Genomic DNA, 23,209 nt, shown 5'->3' on the forward strand with positions numbered 1-23,209 from the left:
AAGGATTGGGTAACATATGAAAAGAAATAATCCGGTTCAGGTTATTTTAAATTCAGAGCAGTATAAAAATACGCCACAACGCAGAGCGATGGGTAACAATACTGATTTTTACGCTGATCGTGATGATGCCTTCAAAAAGCACAAAAGAAACCTCCTTGATGAAGTAGGAAATGTCAGAAGCCAGCTCAACCGGTCAGGTCACGATCTTGGCCTTGTGAAAGTTGAGCTTAATCCTCAGGCGCTGGCGAAATCTCACCGTCCCGTTGACTCTCTCTTTCCCGGAAGTAAAGCGCCTGTGGTGGGCGCCCTGGGAATAGGGGAGCTGCTCATACAGGTGACGGATAAAAATCTGGTTCATCTTTACAACAAAATTGATAGCGCTGAAGAATATACCAAAAAGGTATACGACGAAAAACTGCGCAAAAATGTCAATAAGCCCAGCGAAGCAAAAAGCGAGACGGGGGCAATTGACCGTATCAGTTTTTATGGCAGTGAAGAGAAAATTGCCTTTTCTGCGGAGGATAGCGCTGCCTGGCATGCCGATAAGGATGAGGGATTTGCCGGCTATCAGGTTGAACTGGTTGATTTCAGACCCGTTGACGCCAAGCTGTTTACCGTGACCAGCGATGCCATAAGTTCGATGAAGCGGTCTCTGAGGGAGCAGCTCAAGATGCTGGGGGCCGGCGTGTATGCGACAAAAATGAGCCGTTATCCGTCATCATCTGAAGCCATCATGATCCAGCTTCTCAGACCGGATTCAGGACACGATTTTAAGGTGGATTTTGACAAGAGGCTGGAGCTGAATTTTTTACCTTCTGACGTTGATTATTCCTCGAAAAGGCACAGGCTCCTGCTTTCTGTTCTTAGCGCAAGCCCGGTGGTGAAGCGTATTTCCCTGCCGCCAAAAATTTCCCGGGCGAACCCGTCACACTCTCCGGTGGAGATGGACTTCTCGCTGCCCGTCCGAACGGAGGGAGAAGATTATCCCCGTGTGGGCGTCATTGATAGTGGTATCCATCATGCCGAACTGGCCCAGTGGTGTGTGGAAGTATCCGATGGCTTTGAAGCTGAAGACTGCGATCCCAACCATGGCTCACAGGTGGCCAGCCTGCTGGTCTGTGGGGGCATGCTGAATCCGGAGCTTCCTCAGGTCGATGATGACGGTTGTCTGCTCTATGATATCTGGATCCCCGTTCACAACAGTAAATCCAATACGTTCACCAGCTATTTTTCCGACCCGGGTGACTTTTTCGACTGGCTGGATATTGAGGTTGGTGATGCGGTGGCGAAGGGGTTTCGCATCTTTAACTTCAGCCTCAACTTCCGCGAGTTTGTCCGCGATGATTCCTACAGCTTTGCCGCCACGCAAATCGACCGCATTTCCAAAAAATACGATGTGCTCTTTGTCATTTCTTCCGGAAACCTGCGTCCTATAGATTTCCGGGCCCCCTGGGCTTCAAGACCGGCTGCGCTGCATTTTTCTGACGTTGACAGGCTTTCTCAGCCTGCGGAGGCCGTCAGCGCCATTACCGTGGGAGCGGTAAATCCGCCTGGATGTGACATCAGCGTTCACGGTGCACCTACGGTCTATACCCGTCGCGGACCCGGAGTGGCCATGGGCGTAAAACCGGATGTGATCCACTATGGCGGGTACTCCCTGAAGACGGGGCGAACCGGACTGGTTTCCATTGACGGCAGCGGAGAACTCGTGGAAGAGGCGGGAACCAGTTTCTCTGCGCCCTTGGTATCCAAAATTCTTGCCAGTCTGGACCAAAGGACAGCAGGCAAACTGTCACGCAATTCTCTTGCCGCTATGCTGGTTCATCACTCAGACCTGACGCCGCCACTCAGAGATAAGAGCGTGGATATCTCTTCAGCAAGGCGATTCGCCGGATTCGGCATGCCACTGACCTCCCGCGATATGCTTCACAGTGACGACAGCAGTATTACGCTGGTGCTGAGCGGAAGCCTTAAGCGCAGCGAAGTACTGGAGTTTGATTTCAACTGGCCCCGTAGTCTGACCACGGAAGGCGGAAAGTGCCACGGTAAAGCCACGCTGACCATTGCCTACGATCCCGTCATTAATCAGAACTATGGCGCAGAATATTGCCGTGTCAACGTTGACGCTGTGCTTCAGCAGTTTAAGCGGGACTCTCAGACTGATGAATGGGCGTACCGGAAAAACTGCCAGTCAGTCTGGGACGTTCGCCTCGGTAAAGACGTTAACTATGAGAAAAGCCAAATTGACTTCGGCCTGAAGTGGTGGCCCGTCAAAAAATATGCGTTTGAAACCAAAACTAAGGCTGGCGTAGGTGCTTCTGACCAGTGGCGACTGAAAATCAGTTCAATCGAGAGAACGCCAGGAGAGTTTCCAGACGAGGAAGTTGGTTTTACCGCACTACTCACAATCGAAGATACACAGAACAGAACGAATGACCTTTTCAACGAGGTCAGACAGGAGCTCAGCGCTTATGGCATTGAGTTTGAGGATATTACCGTGACACAGCATCTCAATATTAGGGCAGGCCAATAATGTTAAACAGAAATCTAGAGGTTCTGACCTCCTACTTCAATGGCCTGTTGGAATCAGCGCCGCAGCATCGGGAAAATGTGACAACAATCCTTGCTCAGATTGAAATCATGAAATCGCGGCCAGTTTTCTCTATGGAGCCCTCGATTCTTCTTGCCCGCAAGGAAACCGATGAATGCACGATCTGCAAGAAGCAGGTGCTGTGTGATGAGTGAGCCAAAATGTTATTTTGTGGTTTCGCGATATCCCAATGATTCCGATCCTAAGGGAATTGGCTTTTCCCCTGTTGGCAACGGGAAGGTGCCTGAGGAATATCTGGCGTTTCGCCTTGATGTGGATCGTGTTGTTCAGACCGTTAATGCACTGTTTGAAAAGGATAAAGAAAAGCGGCTAGAAGTCTACGAGCAGGTATTTCAGGCTGCGAAGGTCTGTTTCTCAGGCCGGGAGGCTGACTTTGTTCCGGCAAGCCAAGCGCTCAGTGAGCTGAAAAAGACTATCCTGAGTTCGTCATGGACCTTGGTCAGAAACCGGATAATGGGGGTATACGGTCTCTATGCCCTGCTACTAATGATTATTCTGGGCGCAGCACAGTATTTTTATAATGCTGAACTGAAAAACGTACCCGCCGTGCTCATCGGGACCTGTATAGGTTCCTGGCTGTTTGTTTCAATCAAAACCAAAAGCATCGTATTTGATGAAATCTACGAGAACATCAGCCAGCATCGCAGTCTGCTAATGAGGCTGATTTACTGCTGCACACTGTCATCGGCTGTTACATTATGCCTTCTGGCAGGATTTTTTGAGATTAAACTCGGGGAAGTTTCAACGGCGCTGATCCCCGGTAACGCCATCATTGCGGTGGCGGCCGGGATTTTTTTTGGGCTGGGTGAATCTTCACTTGCCACAAAATTGTCAGGCAATGTTAAAGACGCTATTTAATCTCTGCGCCCGCAGAAATTGTTTGCAGCAATCTGCCATCTTGTCAGACAGTTTGCTGCACCGGCAGACCCTGTTCAAGGTCTCTGACATGCTTCATAAAGGATGATTATGGACGATAATGCGTACCCGCAGCGGCATCACTCCCACGTGACTGACAGTATAGCTAAAAGCATGCTCCGGCTCTTTATTCCACCTGAATGGATACTGCGGGAGCTGTCTGAAAATGACTACGGCATTGATTTTCAGCTTGAGTTCACCAGCCCGGGCAATCAGGTTACGGGGCAGATTGTGGGGATTCAGCTTAAAGGCACCTCCACCGGAAATATGAGCAATCAGGGCAGCCATAGCGTTTCCGTTAAACGGAGTACGCTGAGGCTCTGGCGCAGTTATGAAGCACCTGTATTAATTGTTCTGGTTGATACCGTATCCGGCATGATTTACTCGAAATCAATTGAGCGCGAAATTCGACGGGATCCAGACAGATATATTCTAAGCAACTCAGAATCACTCAGCTTCACCTTCACTTCAGCCGACCTATTAACCAAGGAGAAAGCGTTCAATGACTACCAGAATGGTAAAATCCTGCGACGTATGGACCACGATTTGCCTTCAGTGATTCAGGTCCATCGTGACTTTATGAAGCTTTTCTGGCGTTACGGACGTGACGAGCATATGCCCGTAGACGGCGATGGCACATTCGATTTGGAAAACTTCGGAAAGCATAAGTACGAGCGTCAGTTGCGTGGTGTTTATTCGCGGATGCAAAAATTGAGTTATTTTCTTGGTCTCAGTTGGAATGTACTCACGGTTGAGGCAGTCATCCGTAATGAAAAATGGAATAGCTACGATGGGAATGAAATGATGGAGCATCATTTTACGTCTATTCTGGACCGGCTGGACATTCAGTTTCAGGATATCCTGGCACTCGTGCAAAAGATTGTAGTGGCTTACAAACGGTTCTGGGAGATGGCTGACCCGGAGCTGGTAAATTTTGCGCTGAATCCCTGCCCCATGCTGTCAAAGCTTACTTGGAATGAGCGCCGGAAGTATCTCGGTGATTAATTCTACTGCATTTCGTTTTGCTGATAACGGCAAATAGACACATTAGAGGGAAGAATGATGATTACCGCTGGATCCCGACTTAATAGCCTGTGCTATGAGTTTTTCATCGAATTTGCACGATATGAGTTCTGCCTCAAAATGACGGGTTTTACGCAGGGGGACGGGGCAGCAAAGGCCAACTGGGATCGCTATGCGGCTGAGGTTGAGGACATCGTCGCTTCGCCCGGAACCACAGAACTGGCCGGCGCTATTGACTACATTCTGAGTCATCCTCCCAAAAAGCAGATTGTCAGAAACGGTGAACTAGCCTGGGATGAAAGCCCCGTACAGAGCACAAGTAAGGCGCAGCTGGTCCTGCTGTTAATACGCAGAATACGAAACAACCTTTTCCACGGCGGGAAGTTTAATGGTCGCTGGTTTGAGCCTGAGCGAAGTGAACTTCTAATGCACCACGCGCTGATTATTTTAAAGGCCTGTGCTATGAACCATGCGGGTGTCAGTGAGGCTTATAACTGCATGGATGTATCTCTATAGTCCCCGCACCTTCGGGATGCTTATTCCTTGAGGGCTAAATTATCAAGTCGGTCTGAGTTCCACTTTCCATTCTGCTTTTATACGACCCGGCTGCAAGTGACCTGCTCCTTGCTGATAATGCGCCACAATGTTAGAAACTTCCGCTCTTGGCATGAAGTGGCCTGTGAGTCTGCATCGCGCCCAATATCTGGACACGATGCAGTTAGGGCATAGATAGTAATTTAATGCCTTTAGACCCACCTTCAATAATACTTCCACGGTCTGCCGCTTGAACAAAATTCGCCCACCACTGCATCATTGGGCGACGTTGTTCGAGATAGTCACTGCGGTTATAAGCACGACGCACCTCATTCTTATCCACATGGGCCAATGCCGCTTCAATAACATCAGGCGGAAAAGCCTGTTCATTAAGGGCTGTGCTGGCGATAGAACGCAAACCGTGTGAAACGAGCACACCACCAAAACCTGCACGTTTTAGCGATGCGTTAACGGTCTGACTATTCATCGGTTGGTTTGGCTTGATGCGGCTGGGAAAGATAAATTCTCGATTTTCACTTATCGGCTTCATCATCCCCAGTATCGCAATTGCTTCATCTGACAATGGAACAGTATGGTCGCGGTTCATTTTCATGCGTGCGGCAGGAATCTTCCATTCTCGTGCTTCTAGGTCTACCTCTTCCCAGCGAGCTTCAGCCGCTTCGGCAGGGCGGGTAATAGTAAGAAGTTGCCACATGAACAGGCAGCGTGTGGAAAGGCTAATGCTGGCCGTTCGCATTGTATGCATCAGTTGAGGTAGCTGATCAGGTCGAATGCTGGGCATGTTCTTTTTCTGAGGCTTCTCGAAGGCTTTACCGATATTAACGCTGGGAACAGCATCAATCAGCCCTGTGTTTTGGGCATAGATCATGACCTCATTAATGCGTTGGCACAGGCGACGAACGGTTTCCAGTGCTCCTCTGGCCTGAACTGGTTGGACGGCCTGAACCAGTGTATGAGCTTTAATATCGGTAACGCTAACGTCGCCAATCGCAGGAAAGATATCTCTTTCAAGAGAGCGCCAGATATCTTTCGCATAGTCCTTGGTAACACTGGCTTTCTTCACATTCCACCAACGTTCTGCCACGAGCTGGAAAGTATTAGTTTTGGCTTCAAGCGAACTACGCAGTTGTTCTTGCTGATGTTCCTGGGGATCGATTTGTTTCGCAAGAAGAGAACGGGATTCTGCCCGATAGCTTCGAGCATCGGCAAGCGTAACTGACGGGTAGGGGCCAATGCTCTTTTTCGCTCGCTTCTTGGTGACGGGGCGAATGTAGCGAAATTGCCAGATTTTACTCCCGCTGGATTTGATCAGTAGCTCAAGGCCATCGCCATCATAGAGCACATAGTCCGCTTCATTGGGTTTGGCAGATTCGATTTCCTTAACGGAGAGAGGTTTGGTTTGTCTTGCCATTGCCGGGTTTCCATAGTTTTAGGCACCTCAAAAACAATAAAGCTTTATGAGGTGCCTAACAAGGTGCCTAAAAGGTTCGGATTTAATTAGTTCTCTTCGGACTTCGCGGGACAAATTGAGGACACAAAAAAGCCCGCAGGGCTTGCGCCGTGCGGGCTTTCAGGACTTCATCGGATGACTCTGGTAATCACCGATGGAGAATTTTGGTGGAGCTGGCGGGAGTTGAACCCGCGTCCGAAATTTCTACATCCTCGGTACTACATGCTTAGTTTGTCTTTACATTCGCACGCCAGCTGCGGACAGACACGCCACTAACGAACTAGCCTGATTAGTTTTAACGCTTCAACCCCAGGCAGGGCTTCCACGCGATCTCTTTTGGGTTTGACCTCTCTTTGATCCCCGTCTTAAGAGCGGAAGCTAGGGAGAGAGGGCTCAGAGCAGGTTATTAAGCTGCTAAAGCGTAGTTTTCGTCGTTTGCGACTATTTTTTTGCGGCTTTTAACGAGGCAAACCGCCCCTCGGCATGCACCTTGGGTTTCGCAAATCCCGTCGAATCCAGAATCAGCCCCAATAGTGTTGAACTGAGTATACCAGATTTTACATCCTGGATACCAGCCCGGAACGCTAACTTATTGAATAGTACAATAAGGGCGCAGAATCAACGTCCTGCGTTTTTCATGATGCGCGCTTTGTCCAACTGCCACTCGCGCTCTTTCAAGTCAGTACGTTTGTCGTGCTGTTTTTTACCCTTCGCGACGCCAACTTTCACTTTGCACCAGGCGTTTTTCCAGTACAGCGACAGGGCGACCACGGTGAAACCTTCACGGTTGATGCGTCCGTAGAGGGATTCCAGCTCACGCTTGTTCAGCAGCAGCTTGCGGGTGCGCGTTGGGTCACACACGTAGTGTGAGGAGGCGACGGTCAGCGGCGTAAAGTTAGCGCCGAACAGGAAGGCTTCGCCATCTTTCAGGATCACGTAGCTATCGCCGATGTTGGCTTTCCCGGCGCGCAGCGATTTTACTTCCCAGCCCTGCAACGCAAGGCCAGCTTCGAATTCTTCTTCAATGAAATACTCGTGGCGAGCACGCTTGTTGAGCGCAATGGTCGCCGAGCCTGGTTTATGTGCTTTTTTCTTCGTCATAAGTGTCGTAAAGCCGTCGGTAATCTGATTTCAAAAAGTCACCTCATTGCGTCCTGTGAGGTCTAACGCGCTATCTTAGCACGAGATGAGGCTTAGCGTTTTTTTAACAGGTGATAAATGTTATTATTTGTCCGTTGTGTGACCATGGGAAATGCTATGCCTCAGATTAGCCGTACTGCGCTTGTGCCTTACAGCGCGGAACAAATGTATCAGTTAGTGAACGATGTTCAGTCTTATCCAGAATTTATTCCGGGGTGCACCGGGAGCCGCGTTCTGGAGTCCGGCCCGACGCAGATGACCGCGGCGGTGGATGTCTCCAAAGCGGGGATCAGCAAGACGTTCACCACCCGCAATACGCTGACCAGCAATCAGAGTATTTTGATGCATCTGGTGGATGGTCCGTTTAAAACCCTGATGGGGGGCTGGAAGTTTACGCCGCTTAGCGCTGACGCCTGTCGCATCGAGTTCCAGCTGGACTTTGAATTTACCAATAAGCTGATTGAGCTGGCGTTTGGCCGCATCTTTAAAGAGCTGGCGTCCAATATGGTTCAGGCGTTCACTACCCGCGCCAAAGAGGTTTACAGTGTCGCATAAGATAGCTGTAGAAGTGGTGTACGCGCTGCCGGAGAAGCAGTACCTGCAGCGCGTCACGCTGGAAGAGGGCGCGACCGTCGAGGCGGCTATCCGCGCGTCCGGCATCCTTGAGCTTCGCAGCGATATCGGCCTGGCGAAGAATAAGGTCGGGATTTATAGCCGTCCGGTGAAGCTGGGTGATGTGCTGAAAGAGGGCGACCGGGTGGAGATTTATCGTCCGCTGATTGCCGATCCGAAAGAGCTGCGTCGTCAGCGTGCGGAGAAAGCGGGTAAGTAGCGCTTTCTCCCCCGGTGGCGCTTCGCTTACCGGGGCTACGATTCTGCGTAAGAATTCAGATACAAAAAAGGTGCTCATTGAGCACCTTTTTGCATTTCTGACTTCTGATTATTTGGTCAGGGCAGGCTTGTTGTCGATGTTGGTCAACACACCGGCGCTGCTAAAGGTCAACGTCAGGGTCTGCTGGGTCGCATCTTCGTGGCCCGGCTTCTGACGGAATACATAGAACCAGGTGTTAGTGCCGAACGGATCGGACATCATCGGGGTTCCCAGTGTATAAGCGACCTGCTGTTGTGTCATCCCCACACGGATTTTGGACACATCGTTAGGGGTAAGGTAGTTCCCCTGGTTGATGTCAGGACGGTAAACCACTTTCTCCAGAGTGGAACAGCCTGCGGTCAACATCAGAAGAACCGCTGCGGCAGCGGTCAGCATTTTACAACGCATAGTGATTTGATTCCTTTTCGGGCCCGAGCAGAACGCGGCTCATATGTAATATGCCGATGATAATAGACCTTGCCCCACTTTGAAACCGGTCTGGCGGCGTTTTTGTTGTTCTGTATGACCCTGAGATCCCGAAAAAGTTTATGCCGCCAGCAGTTCTTTCGCGTTCGCGAGCGTGTTACGCGTGACTTCGCTGCCGCCGAGCAGGCGTGCCAGCTCCTGCAGACGCGCGCGTTTATCCAGCGGCTTCATGTGCGTTTCGGTCATTTCACCGTCGGTTTCTTTGCTGACGATAAAGTGATGATGACCACAGCCCGCGACCTGCGGCAGGTGGGTGACACACATCACCTGCGTTGATTCGCCTAGCTGGCGCAGCAGTTTACCTACTACCGCCGCCGTTGGGCCGCTGATGCCGACATCCACTTCATCGAAAATCAGCGCCGGGGTTTCCATTTTACGCGCGGTAATCACCTGAATCGCCAGCGCAATACGCGACAGTTCACCGCCGGAGGCCACTTTGGAGATAGCCTGCAGCGGCTGCCCCGGGTTGGTGGTGACGCGGAACTCGATGCGATCCGCACCTTCCGCCGTCAGGTGGTTCTCTTCAAAGCGGACATCAATGGTGAAGACGCCGTGCGGCATCGCCAGCGTGTGCATGCTGTCGGTGATGTGCTGGCTTAGCTCCTGGGCGTAATGCTGACGGATTTCATGCAGTTTTTGTGCTGTTGCCAGCGCCTGTTCATGGTGCAGGTTCACCGCCAGAGAGAGGGTTTCCTGTGAGTCAGCCTGATCGTCAAGCTGCTGCTGTTCTTCCAGCAGAGACTGATAGTAGCCCGGCAGCTCTTCCGGCGTGACGTGGTGCTTGCGCGCCAGTGAGATCTGACGGGAGATACGCTGCTCCAGCTCAAACAGACGGTTCGGGTCAAGATCCAGACGTTCACAGTAGTGGCGCAGTTCGTCGCTGGCTTCGGAGATCTGAATCGCCGCTTCTTCCAGCATATCCAGGACGCCAGAAAGCTTGCTGTCCATGCCGACCAGTTCGGTAATCAGCTGGCGGACGTTATACAGCTGGCCTTGCAGGTTCACGTCTTCGCTATCCGCCAGCAGGTTGAGCGCATTCTGGCTGGTTGAGAGCAGGTGACCGCTGTTCGCCAGACGCTTGTACTCTTCGTCGATTTGCTCAAACTCACCCGGCTGCGGGTTGAATTCGTTCAGCTCTTTGAGCTGGTACGCCAGCAGCTCCGCGCGTGCGGCGCGCTCCTGGCTTTGCTGCTGATGTTGGGCGAGCTCGCGGCAGCTCTGATGCCACTGGCGATAGTGCTCTGCCATAAGCTGAGTAAGCGCATACTCACCCGCATAGCCATCCAGCAGCGCTTTTTGCTGTTCTGGTTTGACGAGTTGCTGGTGCGCGTGCTGGCCGTGGATTTGGATAAGCAGCTGGCCGAGTTCGCGAAGCTGGGAAAGCGGAACCGCCGTGCCGTTGATAAAGCCACGTGAACGACCGTCGCTGCTGATCACGCGGCGAAGTAAACACTCACGTCCATCTTCAAGCTGGTTCTGTTCCAGCCAGCGCTGGGCGGCAGGGGTGTCTTTCAGGGAGAAACGGGCGCACAGGTCGGCACGGTTTGCGCCCATGCGCACCATATCGCCCTCTGCGCGGCCGCCAAGGCACAAGCCGAGGGCATCAATGGCAATGGATTTACCTGCACCGGTTTCCCCGGTGATCGCCGTCATGCCGCTGTGGAAATCGATCTCAAGCTCGCGAACAATGGCAAAGTTGCTGATGGTCAGTTGTGCCAGCATAATTGTTTTCCTGTATGAAAAACCATGACTGTGTTTTCATACAGTATAAACTGGTTTTATATACAGTAAAGTACTGGATGCAAAATCAGAATAATTTTTTTGACCAGCCAAGCTTCGAGCTTAATGTGTTGAAATAGCTGTAATCTTTCGGATGAATCAAATTCAGGTGGTAATCACACCGACGAATCAGAACATCTTCACCTTCCTGGATCGGCAGCGCTATCTGGCTGTCGCAGCTGATCTCCAGGTCGTTACGGCGGTGCGAGAAGCGCAGACGTATCGTGCTGTCGCCGTTGATAACCAGAGGGCGGGCGGAGAGCGTGTGCGGGAACATTGGCACCAGGGTAATGGCGTCCAGTGAGGGCGTCAGGATCGGGCCGCCGGCAGAAAGCGAGTAGGCGGTTGAGCCGGTCGGGGTGGAGATAATCAGCCCGTCAGAACGCTGGGAGAAGGCAAAGATTTCGTCGATGTAGACTTCGAACTCGATCATGTGCGCCACTTTACCGGGGTGAAGGACCACCTCGTTAATCGCGGTGCTGATGCGCTTTTGGCAGTCCTGCTGGCACACCTGCGCTTCCAGTAAAAAGCGTTTTTCACTGATATAGTGGCCTTCCAGCACGTCGGCCAGCTGCTGTTGCGCATTGTCCGGGTCAAGGTCGGTTAAAAAGCCGAGATTGCCACGGTTGATGCCGATGACCTTGATGTCATAGCGCGCCAGCGTGCGGGCCGCGCCGAGCATGTTGCCGTCGCCGCCCACCACCACGGCGAGATCGGCCTGTTGGCCAATTTCCGCCAGCGTGCCGGTTTTGACGCTCTTCAGCTGCAGCTCTTGCGCAATCTGCTGCTCGACCATCACTTCATAGCCTTTGCTACACAACCAGCGATACAACATTTCATGTGTCGTCAATGCAGTAGGGTGACGCGGATGCCCGACGATCCCAATACACCTGAAATGATTATTCATTTTCTGGAGGTCCTTGTGCCTGATGAATGATGACAATCTGTCTTGTTCCCTTGAATCCCGGAAACTGATCCCCATAATAAGCGAAGTTAGCGAGATGAATGCAGAAAAACGCGGAGAAATTCATGAGTAGTAAAGAACAGAAAACGCCTGAGGGGCAAGCCCCTGAAGAAATTATCACGGAACAGCACGATGAAGTTGAGGCTGTAGAGCCAGACGCATCTGCTGAGCAGGTGGACCCGCGCGATGAAAAAATTGCGAATCTGGAAGCCCAGCTGGTAGAAGCACAGAATCGCGAACGCGATGGTGTTCTGCGCATCAAGGCGGAAATGGAAAACCTGCGTCGTCGTACCGAGCAGGACGTTGAGAAGGCGCATAAATTTGCGCTGGAGAAATTCGTCAACGAACTGCTGCCGGTAATTGATAGCCTCGATCGCGCGCTGGAAGTGGCTGACAAAGCAAATCCGGACAACGCGGCGATGATCGAAGGTATCGAACTGACGCTGAAATCCATGCTCGACGTAGTGCGTAAGTTTGGCGTGGAAGTGATTGCCGATACCAACGTTCCGCTGGATCCAAACGTTCACCAGGCGATTGCGATGGTGGAGTCCGAAGAGGTGGAAGCCGGTAAGGTGCTGGGCGTAATGCAGAAAGGTTACACCCTGAACGGCCGTACCATTCGCGCTGCAATGGTGACCGTGGCGAAAGCGAAAGCGTAATTTGCCATTCGTAGTGCCGGGTGGAGGCGTTCGCCTCACCCGGCCTACAGCCTTACTCAGCGATACTTTCGCGCAGGGGTTTCACGGGCAGGACTTTCACCTGCTTAATCATGTTGTCCTGTACGTCCAGGATATCAATATCGTACTGCTCGATGCGCACCCGCGTGCCCGCCGCGGGGATCTCTTCCAGCGCTTCCAGAATCATCCCGTTAATGGTTCGAGCCTCATCTTCCGGCAAATGCCAGTTAAAGGCTTTGTTGAGTTCACGAATGTTCGCGCTACCGTCAATCAGCACCGAGCCGTCGTTTTGCGGGGTGACCTCTTCCGCGAGGGAAGGCGACATTGACGTGGTAAAGTCCCCGACAATCTCTTCCAGAATATCTTCGACCGTCACCAGCCCCTGAATATCGCCGTACTCATTGACCACCAGGCCGACTTTCTTCTTGTTGCGCTGGAATTTCACCAACTGCGTGCTGAGCGGGGTCCCTTCCGGCACGTAGTAAATCTCGTCGGCGGCGCGCAGCATCACCTCTTTGGTAAACTCTTTTTTCTCGGTCATCAGACGGTAGGCTTCGCGCACGCGCAGCATGCTGATGGCGTCATCCAGCGAGTCGCGATAGAGCACAATGCGCCCGTGCGGGGAGTGCGTCAGCTGGCGAACGATGGCTTTCCAGTCGTCATTGATGTCGATACCGACGATTTCGTTACGCGGCACCATGATGTCGTTCACGCTCACCTTTTCCAGATCCAGAACCGACAGGAGCATGTCCTGATTGCGTCGGGAGATCTGCGAGCGGGATTCATGCACGATGGTGCGAAGTTCTTCTTTGCTGAGCGCACTGCTGATGGTGACATCGGCCTTGATTCCCACCATCCGCATCAGTACGCGCGTCACCATGTTCAGCAGCCAGACCAGCGGCATCATCAGGATCAGCAGCGGTGCCAGCAGGAAGCTGCTCGGGTAGGCGACTTTCTCAGGGTAAAGCGCGGCGATGGTTTTCGGCAGCACTTCGGCAAACACCAGCACCACGAACGTCAGCACGCCGGTGGCAATCGCCACCCCGGCGTTGCCGTACAGGCGCATCCCGACGATGGTACCGAGGGCAGAAGCAAGAATGTTGACGAGGTTGTTGCCGATGAGCACCAGGCTTATCAGGCGATCCGGCTTGCGGAGCAGTTTTTCAACGCGACGTGCGGCACGGTTACCCTGCTTAGCGCGATGACGTAACCGGTAGCGGTTTAAGGTCATCATGCCGGTTTCCGAGCCGGAGAAATAGGCGGAGATGACCACCATGACGATCAGCGTAACGATCAGCGTGGTGGTGGAGATGTGTTCCAGGGGGAACTCCTTTGTTTCTTAGCCAGCAAATTGCTGTATGAAGCGGCTACCAAAATAGGCAAGGGTGAGAATGCCCGCACCCGCGACGTTGAACCAGACCACGCGACGACCGCGCCAGCCTTCATGATAATGGCCCCATAACAGGACAATATAGACAAACCACGCGATGATGGAGAGCACCGCTTTATCGATATTCTCCACGCTGAACAGGTTCTTCATGTAAAACAGGCCCGTGCAGAGCGTCAGCGTCAGCAGCACCACGCCCACCTGGGTGATGTGGAACATCTTACGCTCAATGACCATCAGCGGCGGCATTTCATGGTTAAACGCCAGCTTTTTGTTTTTCAGCTGGTAGTCAATCCAGGCGAGCTGCATGGCGTAAAGCGCGGCGATGATCAGCGTCGCGTAGGCAAAGAGCGACAGGCCGATATGCACCAGCATCCCCGGGGTGGCCTCAAGATGCGTAATGAATTCATTAGGCATAAAGGTGGCGAGAGCCAGATTGATCAGCGCGAAGGTATAGATAATCGGCAGCAGCAGCCAGCCGCGATTTTTAGACGCGACGATGGTCATTACCGTACAGATCATCAGGCTGACCAGCGAGCCGACGTTGAGGACGCTCAGGTTTTGCACGCTGCCGTCGCCGGGGATTATGCGTGATTCCAGCGCAAACGCGTGGCTAATCAGTGCGATCACCGCGGAAAGAATAGCCATGCGCCGCCAGCCGCTGTTTTTTTGTAGCAGTCCGGGAACGATCAGCGCGAGGCTGACAGAGTAGGCAACAAGGGCGATCAGTGCGAAAACAGGCATATAGGCATCGACAGTTGTCTTAATAAGAAAGAGAAGCAGTATAACGTTACGTGACGCCTGCTCCAACCGTTGCATAACAACAAAGGCGCCTTCATGTTATACTCCGGCAAAATTCTGTGTATGTGTCGCCCATGGCGGCCCAACGTTTCTACTCAGGCGAGAGACAATGTTTGATAATTTAACCGATCGTTTGTCGCGCACGCTGCGCAACATCAGCGGCCGCGGACGCCTTACTGAAGAGAACATCAAGGAAACGCTGCGCGAAGTGCGCATGGCGCTGCTGGAAGCAGACGTGGCGTTGCCGGTTGTTCGTGATTTTATCAACCGCGTAAAAGAGAAGGCGGTTGGTCATGAAGTTAACAAGAGCCTGACCCCGGGTCAGGAGTTCGTCAAAATCGTTCGTAATGAACTGGTTTCGGCGATGGGCGAAGAGAACCAGGTGCTTAACCTGGCAGCTCAGCCGCCGGCCGTGGTGCTGATGGCGGGCCTGCAGGGTGCGGGTAAAACGACCAGCGTCGGTAAGCTGGGTAAGTTCCTGCGTGAAAAGCACAAGAAGAAAGTGCTGGTGGTCTCTGCGGACGTCTATCGCCCGGCGGCGATCAAACAGCTGGAAACCCTGGCCGAGCAGGTCGGCGTAGATTTCTTCCCGTCCGACGTGGCGCAGAAGCCTGTCGACATCGTTAACGCGGCGCTGAAAGAGGCGAAGCTGAAGTTCTACGACGTGCTGCTGGTGGATACCGCCGGTCGTCTGCACGTTGACGAAGCGATGATGGACGAGATCAAGCAGGTGCATGCCTCTATCAACCCGGTAGAGACCCTGTTCGTTGTCGACGCCATGACCGGTCAGGATGCGGCGAATACCGCGAAAGCATTTAACGAAGCGCTGCCGTTAACCGGCGTGGTGCTGACCAAGGTGGACGGTGACGCCCGCGGCGGTGCGGCGCTCTCCATTCGTCACATCACCGGTAAGCCGATTAAATTCCTCGGCGTGGGTGAGAAGACGGAAGCGCTGGAGCCGTTCCACCCGGATCGTATTGCCTCCCGTATCCTCGGCATGGGCGACGTGCTGTCGCTGATCGAAGATATCGAGAGCAAGGTTGACCGCGCGCAGGCCGAGAAGCTGGCCAGCAAGCTGAAAAAAGGCGACGGTTTCGATCTCACCGACTTCCTTGAGCAACTGCGTCAGATGAAAAATATGGGCGGCATGGCCAGCCTGATGGGCAAACTGCCGGGCATGGGCCAGATCCCTGACAACGTGAAAGCGCAGATGGATGACAAGGTACTGGTGCGTATGGAGGCGATCATCAACTCGATGACCCTTAAAGAACGCGCTAACCCGGACATCATCAAAGGTTCCCGTAAACGCCGTATCGCAGCCGGTTGCGGCATGCAGGTACAGGACGTGAACCGCCTTCTCAAACAGTTCGACGACATGCAGCGCATGATGAAGAAAATGAAGAAAGGCGGCATGGCGAAGATGATGCGCGGTATGAAAGGCATGATGCCCCCAGGTTTCCCAGGACGTTAATCGGCCTGGCTTGTTTGCCATTTTGACGCCGGGGAGTGCTCGAAATGCTCACGTACTACGTGTACGCTCCGCTTTCTGCGCGCTCGCCGACGCCAAACTGGCTGCACCGCCGACGGCCTTTTACAGCAGACTTATCAACTGCTGATTGCATTTTCCCCAAAAATCAGTAAAATTTTCGGGCTTTTAATATGACACCCGGGCTCCGTTCCTCGATGGGGCCCGGTTGTTTTATTCACACAAGAGGATGTTATGGTTACTATTCGTTTAGCTCGTCACGGCGCTAAAAAGCGTCCGTTCTACCAGGTTGTTGTTACTGACAGCCGTAATGCACGCAACGGTCGCTTCATCGAGCGCGTTGGTTTCTTCAACCCACTGGCCGCTGGCGCAGAAGAAGAAACTCGTCTGGATCTGGATCGTATCGCTCACTGGGTTGGCCAGGGCGCTACTGTTTCCGATCGCGTTGCTACGCTGATCAAAGCAGCAAACAAAGCAGCTTAATCTGTCACGGTGGTCATGATGAGCAATAAAGCACCTGTTGAACCGATCATATTGGGAAAAATGGGTTCTTGCTACGGTATCCGTGGTTGGCTCAGAGTGTTTTCCTCCACTGAAGACGCTGATAGCATTTTTGATTACCAGCCCTGGTTTATCCAGAAAGGCGGTAAGTGGGAAGAGGTCGAGCTGGAAAGCTGGCGTCACCACAATCAGGACATCATCATCAAGCTGAAAGGCGTTGACGATCGTGATGCCGCGAATGCGCTGACTAATTGTGAAATTGTCGTGGATTCGTCGCAGTTGCCACAGCTGGAAGAGGGCGACTACTACTGGAAAGACCTTATGGGTTGCCAGGTAGTCACTACCGAAGGCTACAGCCTGGGGAAAGTCATCGATATGATGGAAACCGGGTCAAATGACGTTCTCGTCATTAAGGCAAACCTGAAAGATGCATTTGGCATCAAGGAGCGGTTGGTTCCGTTCCTCGATGGACAGGTTATCAAGAAAGTCGATCTCACTACTCAAACCATTGAAGTAGATTGGGATCCTGGTTTTTAAATTCTCCGGATAAACGGTAAAAGACGGCGCTATGTGGATTGGCATAATTAGCCTGTTTCCTGAAATGTTCCGCGCGATTACCGATTACGGGGTAACTGGCCGGGCAGTAAAGAATGGCCTGCTGAGCATCCAGAGCTGGAGTCCTCGTGACTTTACTCATGACCGGCACCGTACCGTGGACGATCGTCCTTACGGCGGCGGACCGGGGATGTTAATGATGGTGCAACCCTTACGGGACGCCATTCACACAGCAAAAGCCGCGGCAGGTGAAGGCGCAAAGGTGATTTATCTGTCACCTCAGGGACGCAAGCTTGATCAAGCGGGCGTGAGCGAACTGGCGACGAATCAAAAGCTGATTCTGGTCTGTGGGCGCTACGAAGGGATAGATGAGCGCGTAATTCAAACCGAGATTGACGAAGAATGGTCTATCGGCGATTACGTTCTCAGCGGTGGTGAGTTACCCGCAATGACGCTGATTGACTCCGTCGCCCGGTTCATTCCGGGGGTTCTGGGCCATGAAGCTTCGGCAACGGAAGATTCCTTTGCCGATGGGTTGCTGGACTGCCCACACTATACTCGTCCTGAAGTGTTAGAAGGGATGGAAGTACCGGCAGTGTTACTGTCTGGAAACCATGCCGAGATACGTCGCTGGCGTTTGAAGCAGTCGCTGGGCCGAACCTGGCTTAGAAGACCTGAACTTCTGGAAAACCTGGCTCTGACTGAAGAGCAAGCAAAGTTGCTGGCCGAGTTCAAAACTGAACACGCGCACCAGCAGCATGAACATGATGGGAATGCGTAATACGCTCCCGAATATCAGTTTACCCAGGATAAGAGATTAAATTATGAGCAACATTATTAAGCAACTTGAACAAGAGCAGATGAAGCAGGACGTACCTTCCTTCCGTCCAGGTGACACCGTGGAAGTGAAAGTATGGGTTGTTGAAGGTTCCAAAAAACGTCTGCAGGCATTCGAGGGCGTGGTTATCGCTATTCGTAACCGCGGTCTGCACTCTGCATTCACTGTTCGTAAAATTTCCAACGGCGAAGGCGTTGAGCGTGTCTTCCAGACTCACTCTCCGGTAGTTGACAGCATTGCTGTTAAACGTCGTGGTGCTGTACGTAAAGCTAAACTGTACTACCTGCGTGAGCGTACTGGTAAGTCTGCTCGTATTAAAGAGCGTCTGAACTAAGATTCGCTTAAGCGACATCCTGTTAGAAAGGGCTGGCCGAAAGGCTGGCCCTTTTTTTGTTCCTGCGCACCTCTCGCGTTAACCCTTTTGTCATAAATCATTTACAATGCTTGCCTCTTGAGTGGAGGGGAAGTGGATAACGTACTGCATCAGCCTAACCGGAAACGCGCAGCGGCATTGACCGCGCTGTTTGCGATCCTGCTGATTGTGGTAGCGCCGCTTATCTCCGTCTCGTTGCAGAAAGATCCCATGAGCGCGATGCCTGGCATGCATCATGACATGAGCATGATGTCGATGGATGAGCATCACGGCGATATGCCGCACACGATGCCTGTCGACCATGCGGAAGCGTGCGGCTACTGCGTGCTGTTAGCGCATGTCCCTGGCGTGATGCTGGCGCTGATCGTTCTGCTCAGCGTGATGCTGCAGAGGCTTCGCGTTAAGCCGCCGCGCCAGGCGGTCAGCCACTGGCACTTTTTCCCCTGGCTTTATCCTGATACCCGCGCGCCGCCGCGGCAGTCTGCTTTTTCCCTTTAAAAAATAAATCGATAACTTACTGCCTTAAAAAGGAAAAGTATGACTACCTGCACTCCGCGCGCGGCATGGGGAAACCTGCTGCGTCGCCTCCATTTCTACGTTGGGCTGTTTGTCGGCCCGTTTATCTTCTTTGCCGCGCTGACCGGGACGCTGTATGTGGCGACCCCGCAGCTGGAGAATGCGCTCTACCGGCACGCGCTCCACACGAATGCCGTGGGCGAGCCGCAGCCGCTGGCGGAACAAATTGCCGTGGCGGAAAAAAACGTTGGATCGGATGTGCGTTTGCACGCCGTGCGTCCGGGGCTGGCTGAAGGTGAAACCACCCGCGTGATGTTTGCTGACCCTGCGCTTGGGCCATCGGAGAACCGGTCTATTTTTATTGATCCGGTAAGCCTGACGGTGCTGGGGGAAATGACGGTATACGGCACCAGCGGGATTTTACCGCTGCGTCAGACCATTGATTACCTGCATACCTCTCTGATGCTGGGCGACGTTGGGCGACTCTACAGCGAGCTTGCGGCCTCCTGGATGTGGGTTGCCGCGCTGGGCGGTGTTGCCCTGTGGTTTTATACCCGACCCAAACGGCGGATCAATAATCGCTTCCAGAATCGACGTCGCCTGCACGTGACGCTGGGCTGGAGTCTTCTGGGCGGAATGCTGCTGTTCTCAGCAACCGGGCTGACCTGGTCCCAGTGGGCTGGCGGGAACGTTGACAGGCTGCGGGCAGAGATGAACTGGCTGACCCCGCAGGTGAACACGACGCTTTCCGGCCAACATGAGATCGTGGATGAACATGCCGAACACCGTGGCCATCACGGCGGAATGATGATGCCGGAAATGGCGATGGATTTGACGCAGTTTGACGGAGTGTTAAACGCGGCGCGTAAAGCAGGGATTGATGCCAACAGGCTGGAGATCCGCCCGGCGAAAACGGCGGATCGCGCCTGGACGGTGACGGAAATCGATCGCAGCTGGCCGACCCAGGTCGATGCCGTTGCGGTTGATCCTTCTACTATGCAGATCCTGGACAGAACCCGATTCGAGAATTTCCCGCTAATGGCAAAACTGACCCGCTGGGGCGTAGATTTCCATATGGGGATCTTATTCGGGCTGGTGAATCAGCTGCTGCTCGTGGCGTTCGGCCTCGCCCTGTGCGTGCTCATCATCTGGGGTTACCGGATGTGGTGGATGCGTCGTCCGGCACAGTCGGCCGTGGATCCGGTGCAGACGCTTTGTCAGAGCTGGCTGGCGCTGTCAGGGTGGGGAAGAGGGGTTACGGTGATAATCAGCGTACTGCTGGGGCTGGCCTTGCCGGTCATGGGCGTGAGCCTGGCGCTGTTTATTCTGGTGGACTGGCTGCGCTGGCGAGCGGCAACCAGGGTGACGCTCGCCGAACCATCCGCTAAATAACCCTATGGCGTGCTGATAACCACTGCGACGCGGCGGTTTTCAGCGCGCCCTTGCGGGGTACTGTTGCTCGCAACCGGGTATTTTTGACCTAATCCCTGAGTGGTGAGATTGCTGCGTGGGATATTTGCGCCCTTAGCCCAGGCATCGGCCACGGCATTGGCGCGTTTTAACGACAGCGCTTCGTTGTAGCTTTCTTCACCGTAATTATCCGTGTGACCGTCCATTCGCGCGTGGTTCAGGCCGGTTTCCGCCAGGCGGGAGGCCATGGACTGGATCTGCGTTTCACTTTCCGGGCGCAGTCTGGCGTCATTTTTATCAAACAGGATAGTGTCCGACATGCCAAGCGACCAGTCACCGTTCAGTTCGTTAAAACCGTAAGACTTCATCGCCGCAATTTGCTCAGGAGTGAATTTGCCTTCCGGCGGCGACTGACAGCCTGCGAGAACCAGTGAGGCCAGTAGTATCGGCGCGAAGTAACGTTTTAACATAGTGTATCCTTTCTAACTTATTGTTTTCGTACGCTGGTTTTTCACCTGGTACATATTGCGGTCAGCCCTCTCCAGTAACGCTTCCACGGAAGCATTTTCCCACGCCAGAGCAAAGCCAATGCTGAGTGACATTGATGCTTTTTGTCCGTTATGAAGATCAAACGGACGGATAAACTGCTGCGAAAGCGCAGCACAAATGTGTTGAACCTCAAGCTCAGAGTGAACGCCGTATAGCACCATGGCGAATTCGTCACCGCCAAGGCGGTATGCCTGGTGACGCTTGTCGCCAAACTCCATCATCCTGCTGGCGACTTCAATCAGCACGCAGTCTCCCGCCGCGTGTCCCCAGGTGTCGTTAATAAACTTAAAATTATCACCGTCGAGGAAGAGCAGGGCCGAGTTCATTTTGGCAGAAGGGTCGTTCATTAAGGCCGCAATGCTGTTACGAAACGCAGCGCGGTTGGCAAGACCGGTGAGCGGGTCGTGCATGGCGGTGCGCAACAGCTGGGCGTTTTTCGCCTGGAGCTTCAGCTGCCACTCTTCCATCTCATCCAGAAGGCTGTTGAAGTCTTCACCAAACTGGTGAAATTCTTCGATACGCCCGTCTTTCACCCGACGGGAGAAGTTGCGGTTGGTACGAACGTCATGCACAACGTCGGTAATGTTTTGCAGGGCCGTGACCATGCCGTGATGCAAAGACTGGGTAATGGCGAGCGCGACGGCGGTAGCAAAAAGAATGCAGCCGGTAAGCACTGCAAACGACATCCAGATGAAATGACTGATGAGACTGTCGCGCGCGGTAAGGCGGATTTCGCCGATCATTGCACCGTTATGCATGATGGGCTGCGCAACCGGTACGGGGAAAAGCCAGCGGCTGACCAGCGCGCCCAGCGTGTCGTTGTTATCTTCCGGGTTCCAGGACCAGTAGGCAAACCGCTTTTTATGCGCGTTGATAACCTCGGCCTGGGCAAACTGGCCCTGTTTACCCAGGGCTGCGAGCGTTTCGTTGGCCGCCAGGGAATCGTTGAAGACCAGTGAGGCTTCCAGGCTGTGGCTCATTGTGGCGCCGGTTAATTCGAGATTCTTTTGCGCGTATTGTTTTAAGGTTACGACGGAAGCAAAACAGAGCAACAGCCATATTAACGTCATCGTGATGATGACGCTTATCATGCTGTTTCGCCTCAACGTTCTTTTAAACGTCGGACGCGGCGTTGAAGTGAAATCTTTATCCATGCTGCTTATTCCGTGCAAGCATTAATACATCCGGATTGACTCTAACGCCACTGCGCGTCAATGCATCCAGATTGACGGAGAACCGAACCTGGCCGCGATCGATTATCAGGCAAAAGGCACTGCCAATTACGCATTCCGGATTTTGCTCTGAGATTAATAGCAATGCTCTGCCCTGATATTGACTTATTAATTCAAGTTGTTTTGCCGGTGATTCTGACCCGAAATAAATTGCATCGCACGTAGCGGCCAGGGCTTCCCGATCGTTACGTACAATAACGGGAGTATAAGGTAACTCGCTATGGCCTTCATCGCCGCTGAGGGCGTGCGTATAGTGAGAAGTGGCGTAGACGCAAAGTTTAGGCTGCCCGGAAAGTGACGGCCATCGCGTATAGCTCACAATGCCTGAGACAATCGAACGTACCGATTTATCCGTTTCCGTAAGTGTGCCTGCCGCCGCAGGGCCCACCATAAGGAACAGCATTAACACCAGAGTGAGTCGGAAAAAAGAGATCAAGAATAAATTTCTCACCAGAATCCGCCACATCGCTCCGGAAATAGATGTCCTTAAGAGTTGCGGGCAGAATACCATTGTTTGTCAGAGCCGTCATTATGTCAGAAATAGCCTGAGGCCGACCTAAGCTAAATCCTACTGTTGTTTATTTTCCGGTGGATAAAAATAGCCTTAATTCAGCCTGCTGGATTGCATACTTTCATCCATCCCTTTCTGCCATGACGCACGCAGTTTTGTCGCGTTTTCGGCAGTATCGCAGCTGGCAGGGAAAGATTTGCCGGCTAATCCCCACGCGTGAATAAACCCTTCTTCACAGACTTTCTTCTGACCATCGGCATAGCCGCGAAGATATTCACTACGATCAACGTGTGTGTCGTTAAAACTATCGGCCAGGGCCTGGTTATCTTTAACCGGCAGGCCATTCATGGCGTCTTCTTTACCGGCATCAAACCAGGATGGGCTGGTCCAGTCGGGCTGGAAGGTGTAAGGATTGATCTGACAGCCCGTTAAAAACAGCGACAACAGCGCGAGAGCAATTGAACGCATAACCATTCTCCTTTTTTCTTCAGCATAGCCTGGCTAAAGAAAATCTGTCTGTAATATAAAGTTTACGTTTTTATCGGCTGATTTTTGCAATAAATTGGCTTGTGTAAACTA

General features: G+C 52.8%; 26 protein-coding genes and 1 other RNA gene. 15 read left to right on the forward strand and 12 right to left on the reverse strand.

The features are described from left to right. Positions 1 to 16: 16 nt before the first annotated feature. The 5 genes from V4835_RS06000 (at position 17) to V4835_RS06020 (ending at position 5,065) form a co-directional block, all read left to right on the forward strand. Complete coding sequence (locus V4835_RS06000) at positions 17 to 2,533, forward strand: S8 family peptidase (RefSeq protein WP_047348132.1); 2,517 nt, start codon at positions 17 to 19, stop codon at positions 2,531 to 2,533. Continuing rightward, the gene (locus V4835_RS06005; RefSeq protein WP_047348133.1) at positions 2,533 to 2,745 is read left to right on the forward strand and encodes a hypothetical protein; all 213 of its coding nucleotides are present in this window, start codon (positions 2,533 to 2,535) and stop codon (positions 2,743 to 2,745) included. The genes V4835_RS06000 and V4835_RS06005 overlap by 1 nt, the downstream gene beginning before the upstream one ends. After that, positions 2,738 to 3,469: a hypothetical protein gene (locus tag V4835_RS06010; RefSeq protein ID WP_047348134.1), complete on the forward strand. Its 732-nt coding sequence runs from the start codon at positions 2,738 to 2,740 to the stop codon at positions 3,467 to 3,469. The genes V4835_RS06005 and V4835_RS06010 overlap by 8 nt, the downstream gene beginning before the upstream one ends. 108 nt (positions 3,470 to 3,577) lie before the next feature. After that, a complete protein-coding gene (locus V4835_RS06015; protein WP_047348135.1) occupies positions 3,578 to 4,531 on the forward strand; it encodes a DUF4365 domain-containing protein in 954 nt (317 codons plus the stop codon). A 54-nt stretch (positions 4,532 to 4,585) separates the two neighbouring features. Further along, positions 4,586 to 5,065, forward strand: a complete 480-nt coding sequence (locus V4835_RS06020; protein WP_224247006.1) for a hypothetical protein — start codon at positions 4,586 to 4,588, stop codon at positions 5,063 to 5,065. Between the two features lie 202 nt (positions 5,066 to 5,267). Here V4835_RS06020 and V4835_RS06025 read toward each other — a convergent pair whose 3' ends face one another. The 3 genes from V4835_RS06025 to smpB form a co-directional block, all read right to left on the reverse strand. Further along, a complete protein-coding gene (locus V4835_RS06025) occupies positions 5,268 to 6,515 on the reverse strand; it encodes an integrase domain-containing protein (RefSeq protein WP_047348137.1) in 1,248 nt (415 codons plus the stop codon). Positions 6,516 to 6,719: 204 nt separating this feature from the next. Further along, positions 6,720 to 7,083, reverse strand: a transfer-messenger RNA (tmRNA) gene (gene ssrA / locus V4835_RS06030). 89 nt (positions 7,084 to 7,172) lie between these two features. After that, a complete protein-coding gene (smpB, locus tag V4835_RS06035; protein WP_008502505.1) occupies positions 7,173 to 7,655 on the reverse strand; it encodes an SsrA-binding protein SmpB in 483 nt (160 codons plus the stop codon). 156 nt (positions 7,656 to 7,811) lie between these two features. On the opposite strand from smpB, the gene V4835_RS06040 reads away from it, so the two are divergent. Together V4835_RS06040 and V4835_RS06045 are read left to right on the forward strand one after the other, a co-directional pair. Further along, a complete protein-coding gene (locus V4835_RS06040) occupies positions 7,812 to 8,249 on the forward strand; it encodes a type II toxin-antitoxin system RatA family toxin (RefSeq protein ID WP_024908332.1) in 438 nt (145 codons plus the stop codon). Beyond that, positions 8,239 to 8,526: an RnfH family protein gene (locus tag V4835_RS06045; RefSeq protein ID WP_331411526.1), complete on the forward strand. Its 288-nt coding sequence runs from the start codon at positions 8,239 to 8,241 to the stop codon at positions 8,524 to 8,526. Before V4835_RS06040 ends, V4835_RS06045 begins: the two co-directional genes overlap by 11 nt. Before the next feature lie 108 nt (positions 8,527 to 8,634). On the opposite strand, the gene bamE is transcribed toward V4835_RS06045, so the two are convergent. The 3 genes from bamE to nadK all read right to left on the reverse strand — a co-directional run bounded on the left by bamE (position 8,635) and on the right by nadK (position 11,737). Next, positions 8,635 to 8,973, reverse strand: coding sequence for an outer membrane protein assembly factor BamE (bamE, locus tag V4835_RS06050; RefSeq protein ID WP_023308883.1), 339 nt, complete (start codon positions 8,971 to 8,973; stop codon positions 8,635 to 8,637). A 138-nt stretch (positions 8,974 to 9,111) separates the two neighbouring features. Then, complete coding sequence (gene recN / locus V4835_RS06055) at positions 9,112 to 10,773, reverse strand: DNA repair protein RecN (RefSeq protein ID WP_331411527.1); 1,662 nt, start codon at positions 10,771 to 10,773, stop codon at positions 9,112 to 9,114. Positions 10,774 to 10,858: 85 nt separating this feature from the next. Beyond that, positions 10,859 to 11,737 (reverse strand): NAD(+) kinase, encoded by an 879-nt coding sequence (gene nadK / locus V4835_RS06060; RefSeq protein WP_008502500.1) that lies wholly within the window; start codon positions 11,735 to 11,737, stop codon positions 10,859 to 10,861. Between the two features lie 122 nt (positions 11,738 to 11,859). Here nadK and grpE point away from each other — a divergent pair, with 122 nt between their 5' ends. Further along, the gene (gene grpE, locus V4835_RS06065) at positions 11,860 to 12,453 is read left to right on the forward strand and encodes a nucleotide exchange factor GrpE (RefSeq protein ID WP_023333122.1); all 594 of its coding nucleotides are present in this window, start codon (positions 11,860 to 11,862) and stop codon (positions 12,451 to 12,453) included. Positions 12,454 to 12,505: 52 nt separating this feature from the next. On the opposite strand, the gene V4835_RS06070 is transcribed toward grpE, so the two are convergent. Beyond that, a complete protein-coding gene (locus tag V4835_RS06070) occupies positions 12,506 to 13,792 on the reverse strand; it encodes an HlyC/CorC family transporter (RefSeq protein ID WP_032640969.1) in 1,287 nt (428 codons plus the stop codon). Positions 13,793 to 13,810: 18 nt separating this feature from the next. Continuing rightward, on the reverse strand, positions 13,811 to 14,602 hold the full coding sequence (locus tag V4835_RS06075) for a cytochrome C assembly family protein (protein WP_063144210.1): 792 nt from the start codon (positions 14,600 to 14,602) through the stop codon (positions 13,811 to 13,813). 166 nt (positions 14,603 to 14,768) lie between these two features. On the opposite strand from V4835_RS06075, the gene ffh reads away from it, so the two are divergent. The 7 genes from ffh (at position 14,769) to V4835_RS06110 (ending at position 20,320) form a co-directional block, all read left to right on the forward strand. Beyond that, positions 14,769 to 16,130, forward strand: a complete 1,362-nt coding sequence (gene ffh, locus V4835_RS06080; protein WP_014884878.1) for a signal recognition particle protein — start codon at positions 14,769 to 14,771, stop codon at positions 16,128 to 16,130. Positions 16,131 to 16,379: 249 nt separating this feature from the next. Beyond that, positions 16,380 to 16,628, forward strand: a complete 249-nt coding sequence (gene rpsP / locus V4835_RS06085) for a 30S ribosomal protein S16 (RefSeq protein WP_003863133.1) — start codon at positions 16,380 to 16,382, stop codon at positions 16,626 to 16,628. A gap of 15 nt (positions 16,629 to 16,643) precedes the next feature. Continuing rightward, on the forward strand, positions 16,644 to 17,183 hold the full coding sequence (rimM, locus tag V4835_RS06090) for a ribosome maturation factor RimM (protein WP_213823026.1): 540 nt from the start codon (positions 16,644 to 16,646) through the stop codon (positions 17,181 to 17,183). Positions 17,184 to 17,214: 31 nt separating this feature from the next. After that, positions 17,215 to 17,982, forward strand: coding sequence for a tRNA (guanosine(37)-N1)-methyltransferase TrmD (trmD, locus tag V4835_RS06095; protein ID WP_014832949.1), 768 nt, complete (start codon positions 17,215 to 17,217; stop codon positions 17,980 to 17,982). A gap of 43 nt (positions 17,983 to 18,025) precedes the next feature. Continuing rightward, on the forward strand, positions 18,026 to 18,373 hold the full coding sequence (gene rplS / locus V4835_RS06100) for a 50S ribosomal protein L19 (RefSeq protein WP_002914145.1): 348 nt from the start codon (positions 18,026 to 18,028) through the stop codon (positions 18,371 to 18,373). 132 nt (positions 18,374 to 18,505) lie between these two features. Beyond that, positions 18,506 to 18,910 (forward strand): DUF2946 domain-containing protein, encoded by a 405-nt coding sequence (locus V4835_RS06105; RefSeq protein WP_331411530.1) that lies wholly within the window; start codon positions 18,506 to 18,508, stop codon positions 18,908 to 18,910. Positions 18,911 to 18,949: 39 nt separating this feature from the next. After that, a complete protein-coding gene (locus V4835_RS06110; RefSeq protein WP_331411532.1) occupies positions 18,950 to 20,320 on the forward strand; it encodes a PepSY-associated TM helix domain-containing protein in 1,371 nt (456 codons plus the stop codon). A 2-nt stretch (positions 20,321 to 20,322) separates the two neighbouring features. Here the strand turns inward: V4835_RS06110 and V4835_RS06115 are convergent, their stop codons facing one another. The 4 genes from V4835_RS06115 to V4835_RS06130 all read right to left on the reverse strand — a co-directional run bounded on the left by V4835_RS06115 (position 20,323) and on the right by V4835_RS06130 (position 23,098). Next, on the reverse strand, positions 20,323 to 20,808 hold the full coding sequence (locus V4835_RS06115; RefSeq protein WP_121424411.1) for an OmpA family protein: 486 nt from the start codon (positions 20,806 to 20,808) through the stop codon (positions 20,323 to 20,325). Between the two features lie 12 nt (positions 20,809 to 20,820). Beyond that, a complete protein-coding gene (dgcN, locus tag V4835_RS06120; RefSeq protein ID WP_331411533.1) occupies positions 20,821 to 22,041 on the reverse strand; it encodes a diguanylate cyclase DgcN in 1,221 nt (406 codons plus the stop codon). Next, positions 22,034 to 22,585, reverse strand: a complete 552-nt coding sequence (locus tag V4835_RS06125; protein WP_228057921.1) for a YfiR family protein — start codon at positions 22,583 to 22,585, stop codon at positions 22,034 to 22,036. Before V4835_RS06125 ends, dgcN begins: the two co-directional genes overlap by 8 nt. A gap of 138 nt (positions 22,586 to 22,723) precedes the next feature. After that, positions 22,724 to 23,098, reverse strand: a complete 375-nt coding sequence (locus V4835_RS06130; protein ID WP_063144131.1) for a DUF2799 domain-containing protein — start codon at positions 23,096 to 23,098, stop codon at positions 22,724 to 22,726. Positions 23,099 to 23,209: the final 111 nt, after the last annotated feature.

Source organism: Enterobacter cloacae complex sp. CARB60 (genome assembly GCF_036487345.1).
In the GTDB taxonomy this organism is placed as follows: Bacteria; Pseudomonadota; Gammaproteobacteria; order Enterobacterales; family Enterobacteriaceae; genus Enterobacter; species Enterobacter asburiae_D.